This window comes from Microbacterium sp. CPCC 204701, assembly GCF_004010105.1.
GTDB lineage: Bacteria > Actinomycetota > Actinomycetes > Actinomycetales > Microbacteriaceae > Microbacterium.
The window spans coordinates 1-4,830 of record NZ_RRYE01000234.1 but is presented as its reverse complement, the minus strand read 5'-3'; the positions used below and the strand labels follow the sequence as shown (position 1 = coordinate 4,830).

Genomic DNA, 4,830 nt, shown 5'->3' with positions numbered 1-4,830 from the left:
CCGTCGGCGAGCGAGGGGAGCGTGGCCCAGGCGAGGGCGAGTGCTCGCGCGAGCCCGCGCAGCGGCCCGCGGCGCGAAGCTCGGGCGAGCACGCGCGCGACGTCGATGACCGAGTTCACGAGCCCGAACGCGAGGATGCCCAGCGCGATCGGCAGGGCGCCCGCCGCGGCATCCCACAGTCCGTCCGTCGTGACGGGGCCGAGCATCACGACTCGTGCGAACGGCGGCGGCAGGCGCAGTTCGGGCAGCGGCAGCACCACGGTGCCGTCGCCGTCGGCGCCGTGGAAGAGCACGCGGTACACGACCCGGACGACCACGAACCCCGCGGCGAGCACCGCCGCGGCGCGCAAAGGACCGGGGCGGAATGTCATGTCACGACGTCGGTGCGGCCGGCTCACCATGCACGGTGAACAGCAGCTCGACGGCGTCGCCGGGCTCGAGCCGCAGCGTCGGCAGGCCCTCCTGCGCGTAGCCCCACTCGCCGCCCGCGGGCTTCACCCACAGCGACCAGTACGCGAACGCGGCGGGCATCGCCGCGCACATCTCGAAGTAGTCCGAGCCGTCTTCGGCCCGGATCGCGGTGTCTTCGGCAGGCACGCCGTCGACGCGGCACACGACCTGGTCGCCGTACTCCTCGGTGCCCTCGGTCTCGATGCCGGCGAGCAGCAGGGCGTCGGCGGCGGTGACCGGCTCGGCGGTGACGACGCACTTCTCCTGCGCTTCGCCTTCGAGCGCCGAGGCGTCCACGACGACCGTCACGCCCGACTCACCCGTGCACGCAGCGTCGGTCGTGACCGACACGCTCGACTCGCCTGCCGCATCGCCGGTCGGGCTCGGAGTCGGTGCGGGTGTCGCGCACGCCGCGAGCGAGAGCAGGAGGACGGCGGATGCCGCGGCCGCGGCGAGGGAGCGAAGCTTCGAGGTCACCGGTCCAGGGTAGGCGGCGGTCCGTCGCGCCCGCGCCCAGATGACGCTGTCTGTCACGTCGCCGTAGGCTGGCGGGGTGAGCGTTTCGGAGCTGTTCGACGAAGACGAGTGGATGATGGCGCCCGGCGGTCCTGACGGCGGTTACACCGACATCACCTCGCACGTATCGAAGGACGGCCGCATCGCCCGCGTCGCGTTCGACCGGCCCGACGTGCGCAACGCCTTCCGCCCGCACACCGTCGACGAGCTGTACGGTGCGCTCGACCTCGCGCGGCAGGACCCCCGCATCGGCGTCGTGCTGCTCACCGGCAACGGCCCGAGCCCGAAGGACGGCGGCTGGGCGTTCTGCTCCGGCGGCGACCAGCGCATCCGCGGCCGCGACGGGTACAAGTACTCCGAGTCCGACCCTTCGCCAGGCTCAGGAACCGGAGGGGCCGGCTCAGGGACCGGGGGGATCGATCACGCGAGGGCGGGGCGCCTGCACATCCTCGAGGTGCAGCGGCTGATCCGCTTCATGCCCAAGGTCGTGATGGCCGTCATCCCGGGGTGGGCTGCCGGCGGAGGGCATTCGCTGCACGTCGTGTGCGACCTGTCGATCGCGTCGGCCGAGCACGGGCGGTTCAAGCAGACCGATGCCGACGTCGGCTCGTTCGACGCCGGATACGGGTCGGCGTACTTCGCGCGTCAGATCGGGCAGAAGCTCGCGCGCGAGGTCTTCTTCCTCGCCGAGGAGTACTCGGCGCAGCGCGCGTACGAGATGGGCGCGGTCAACCGCGTCGTGCCGCACGCCGATCTCGAGCGCGAGGCGGTTGCGATGGCCCGGACGATCCTCACGAAGTCGCCGACCGCGATCCGCATGCTGAAGTTCGCGTTCAACGCCGTCGACGATGGGCTCGTCGGGCAGCAGGTGTTCGCGGGCGAGGCCACCCGCCTGGCCTACGGCACCGATGAGGCCGTCGAGGGGCGCGACGCGTTCCTCGAGAAGCGCGCCCCCGACTGGTCGCCCTACCCCTGGCACTTCTGATGCGATGAAGCTCGAACCCGTCCTCGGCGACGACCCCCGCGAGATCCTGCGGGGTCTTCGCGGCGCGCTCCACGGCGCCGGTCCTGCGCTCGGGCTCGGGCTCGTGAGCGACCTGCCGGGGGAGGTGCGCCCCGGGACGGCCGTCGTGGTGACGACGTCGGGTTCGACGGGGGTTCCCAAGAGCGTGATCCTCAGTCGCGACGCGCTCACGGCGAGCGCGCTCGCGACGGCCGACCGCATCGGCGACGGCGCGTGGCTGCTGGCGCTGCCGCCGAGCTACGTCGCCGGGCTCCAGGTGCTGGTGCGCTCGCTCGTCGCCGACCGCGAGCCTGCGATCCTGTCAGGAGCGTTCACCCCGCAGGCGTTCGCAGCGGCCGCGCTCATGATGGTGTCGACCGACCACGGCGAGCGCATCCCGACCTACACCTCGCTCGTGCCCGCGCAGCTCGCGAGACTCCTCGATGCCGCCGAGCACGACGGCGCGGTGGGCGCGGCGCTGCGCTCGTTCGAGACGATCCTGGTGGGCGGACAGGCGCTTCCGGCCGCGATGCTCGAACGCGCCGAAGCCGCCGGTGCCCGCATCGTGCGCACGTACGGGTCCACCGAGACCAGCGGCGGCTGCGTGTATGACGGCGTGCCGCTGCGCGGCGTGCGCGTGCGGATCGAGCGCGGCGAGGTGCAGGTGGCAGGTCCGGTTCTCGCCGACGGGTACTTCAGCGATGTGGGGCGGACGGTCCCCACGGCCCCTCCTCTCGCCGCCGGCGCGTCGAGCGGAGCCTCCGGCCCCGTGGGCCCCGCCGTGTTCGTGCGCGACTCCGACGGCACGCGGTGGTATCGCACCGGCGACGCCGGGCTCTTCGACGGCGGCGTGCTGCGCGTGCGCGGCCGGATCGACAACGTCATCGTCTCGGGCGGCGTCAACATCTCGCTCGACCGCGTCGAGCGCATCGTCCGCACCATTGCGGGACTCGACGAGGCGGTCGTGGTCGGGGTTCCCGACGCGCGGTGGGGCGAGGCATCCGTCATCGTCGCCAGCAGGGGCGAGGCCCTGCGCCGCAGCGAAGCGGTGCAACTCGAGGAGGCCCGTGCCGCCGTGCAGCACGAGATCGGATCGCACGCGCGCCCGTCGCGGCTCGTGCTCGTCGACGAGCTCGAGACGCTGCCCTCGGGCAAGCCCGACCGGGAGGCCATCCGCCGCGCGGTGCTCGCACTTCGCTGACTCCGCGCCGACCGGCGACTCAGGGCTGCGGGTACGCGCCGGTCTGCACGACGCAGAACCGGTTGCCCTCGGTGTCTTCGAGCACGACCCAGTCGGCGTCGTCGGGGTAGTCGTCCCAGTCGACATCGCGTGCGCCGAGCCCGCGGAGCCGCTCGATCTCGGCCGCCTGGTCTTCGGCGTAGAGATCGAGGTGGATGCGCGGCGGGTAGTGCTGCGGGTACCCCGTCACCGACAGCGCGAGGCTGGCGCCCGGAGCCGCCCAGTTCGCCTTGCCGGGAGGGTCGAGGATCACCCAGTCCTCGCTCGGCTCGCTGCGGTTGACGTACCCGAGGGCCGCGCGCCAGAAGGCGCCCGCACGGTCGATGTCTTCGACGGTCAGCACGATCGATCCGATGCTCAGCATGGCGTCCATCCTGGGCTCGGCCTCCGACATCGGCCACGGTTGCGTGGCACGGCCCCTAAGATGTGCATTCGTGGCAGGAACCTCGAGCAAGAAGCGCAAGAACGCCGGCCCCAGGAAGAAGGGGCAGCGCGGCAACCCCCAGAAGGCGCACGTCCCGCGCGATCCCGCGCGCGTGCCCAAGGCGACGGCGGGTGACTGGATCGCGGCGGCCCGGCTGCGGACCCTTCCGCTCGCGATCACGCCCGTGCTGATCGGCACCGGTGCCGCGATCCTCGTGGCGGACCTCTTCCACTGGGTGATCGCGCTGTTCTGTCTCATCGTGTCCGTGTCGCTGCAGATCGGCGTCAACTACGCCAACGACTACAGCGACGGCATCCGCGGGACCGACGACCACCGGGTCGGGCCCGCGCGCCTGACCGCATCGCGCAGGGCGAAGCCGCGCACGGTGCTCCTGGTCGCGCTGGCGTTCTTCGCGATCGCGGCGCTCGCGGGCCTCGCGATCACCATCCGCACGCAGCAGTGGTGGCTCATCGCGGTCGGCGCGGTGTGCATCCTCGCGGCGTGGCTCTACACCGGCGGCAAGCGCCCCTACGGCTACTACGGCCTCGGTGAGGTGTTCGTGTTCGTGTTCTTCGGTCTCGTCGCGACGCTGGGCACCACGTGGGTGCAGGCGTTCGCGCTGCCGCAGGAGGCGTGGTTCGGCGCGGTCGGCGCCGGCCTCCTCGCGTGCGCGGTGCTGCTGGCGAACAACCTGCGCGACATCGACCAGGACCGCGTCGCCCGCAAGCGCACCCTCACGGTGCTGATCGGCCGCACCGCGACGCGCTGGCTGTTCACGGTGCTCGTGCTCGCGGCGTTCGGCATCGCGATCTTCGTCGCGCTGTTCTACCCGATCGCGTGGCTGACACTGCTGGCGCTGCTGGCCGGGCTTCCCGCCATCCTCATCGTGTGGACTTACCGCGACCCGAAGGAGCTCGTCGTCGCCCTCGGCCTCACGTCGCTGACCTCGGTCGCGTTCGGCGCGTTCCTCGCGTGGGCCTTCATCGGCTGAGCACTCTTTCGCGGATCCGGAGATCGGAAGTCGCGGCCTCTTTCCGGGGATCTAAGCCGGGCGACCTCCGGCGACAGCGGCCGAGTCCGAATCCCGGGTCGAGGGCCCTCGTGCGCACGACGGCGCGGCGGCACGACGGCCGCGGCGAGTTCGACGGCACGGCGGGACGACGGCCGCGGCGAGAGGCCGCGTCGACGGATGCCGCG

The 4,830-nt window shown here is 72.3% G+C and carries 5 protein-coding genes and 1 pseudogene; 3 read left to right on the top strand and 3 right to left on the bottom strand.

Going from position 1 to position 4,830, the window contains the following annotated elements; genetic code table 11:
• Window positions 1-371: pseudogene (locus EIO58_RS12725) on the bottom strand (ECF transporter S component); the annotation flags it as partial.
• A 1-nt stretch (window position 372) separates the two neighbouring features.
• Complete coding sequence (locus EIO58_RS12720; RefSeq protein ID WP_127819852.1) at window positions 373-927, bottom strand: hypothetical protein; 555 nt, start codon at window positions 925-927, stop codon at window positions 373-375.
• Window positions 928-1,039: 112 nt separating this feature from the next.
• On the opposite strand from EIO58_RS12720, the gene EIO58_RS12715 reads away from it, so the two are divergent.
• Together EIO58_RS12715 and EIO58_RS12710 are read left to right on the top strand one after the other, a co-directional pair.
• On the top strand, window positions 1,040-1,951 hold the full coding sequence (locus EIO58_RS12715) for a 1,4-dihydroxy-2-naphthoyl-CoA synthase (RefSeq protein ID WP_446723924.1): 912 nt from the start codon (window positions 1,040-1,042) through the stop codon (window positions 1,949-1,951).
• Between the two features lie 4 nt (window positions 1,952-1,955).
• Window positions 1,956-3,170 (top strand): AMP-binding protein, encoded by a 1,215-nt coding sequence (locus EIO58_RS12710; protein ID WP_127819850.1) that lies wholly within the window; start codon window positions 1,956-1,958, stop codon window positions 3,168-3,170.
• A gap of 19 nt (window positions 3,171-3,189) precedes the next feature.
• Here EIO58_RS12710 and EIO58_RS12705 read toward each other — a convergent pair whose 3' ends face one another.
• Window positions 3,190-3,573, bottom strand: a complete 384-nt coding sequence (locus EIO58_RS12705) for a VOC family protein (RefSeq protein WP_127819849.1) — start codon at window positions 3,571-3,573, stop codon at window positions 3,190-3,192.
• Window positions 3,574-3,643: 70 nt separating this feature from the next.
• Here EIO58_RS12705 and EIO58_RS12700 point away from each other — a divergent pair, with 70 nt between their 5' ends.
• Entirely contained in the window at window positions 3,644-4,624 is a 981-nt protein-coding gene (locus EIO58_RS12700) for a 1,4-dihydroxy-2-naphthoate polyprenyltransferase (protein WP_127819848.1), read from the top strand.
• Window positions 4,625-4,830: the final 206 nt, after the last annotated feature.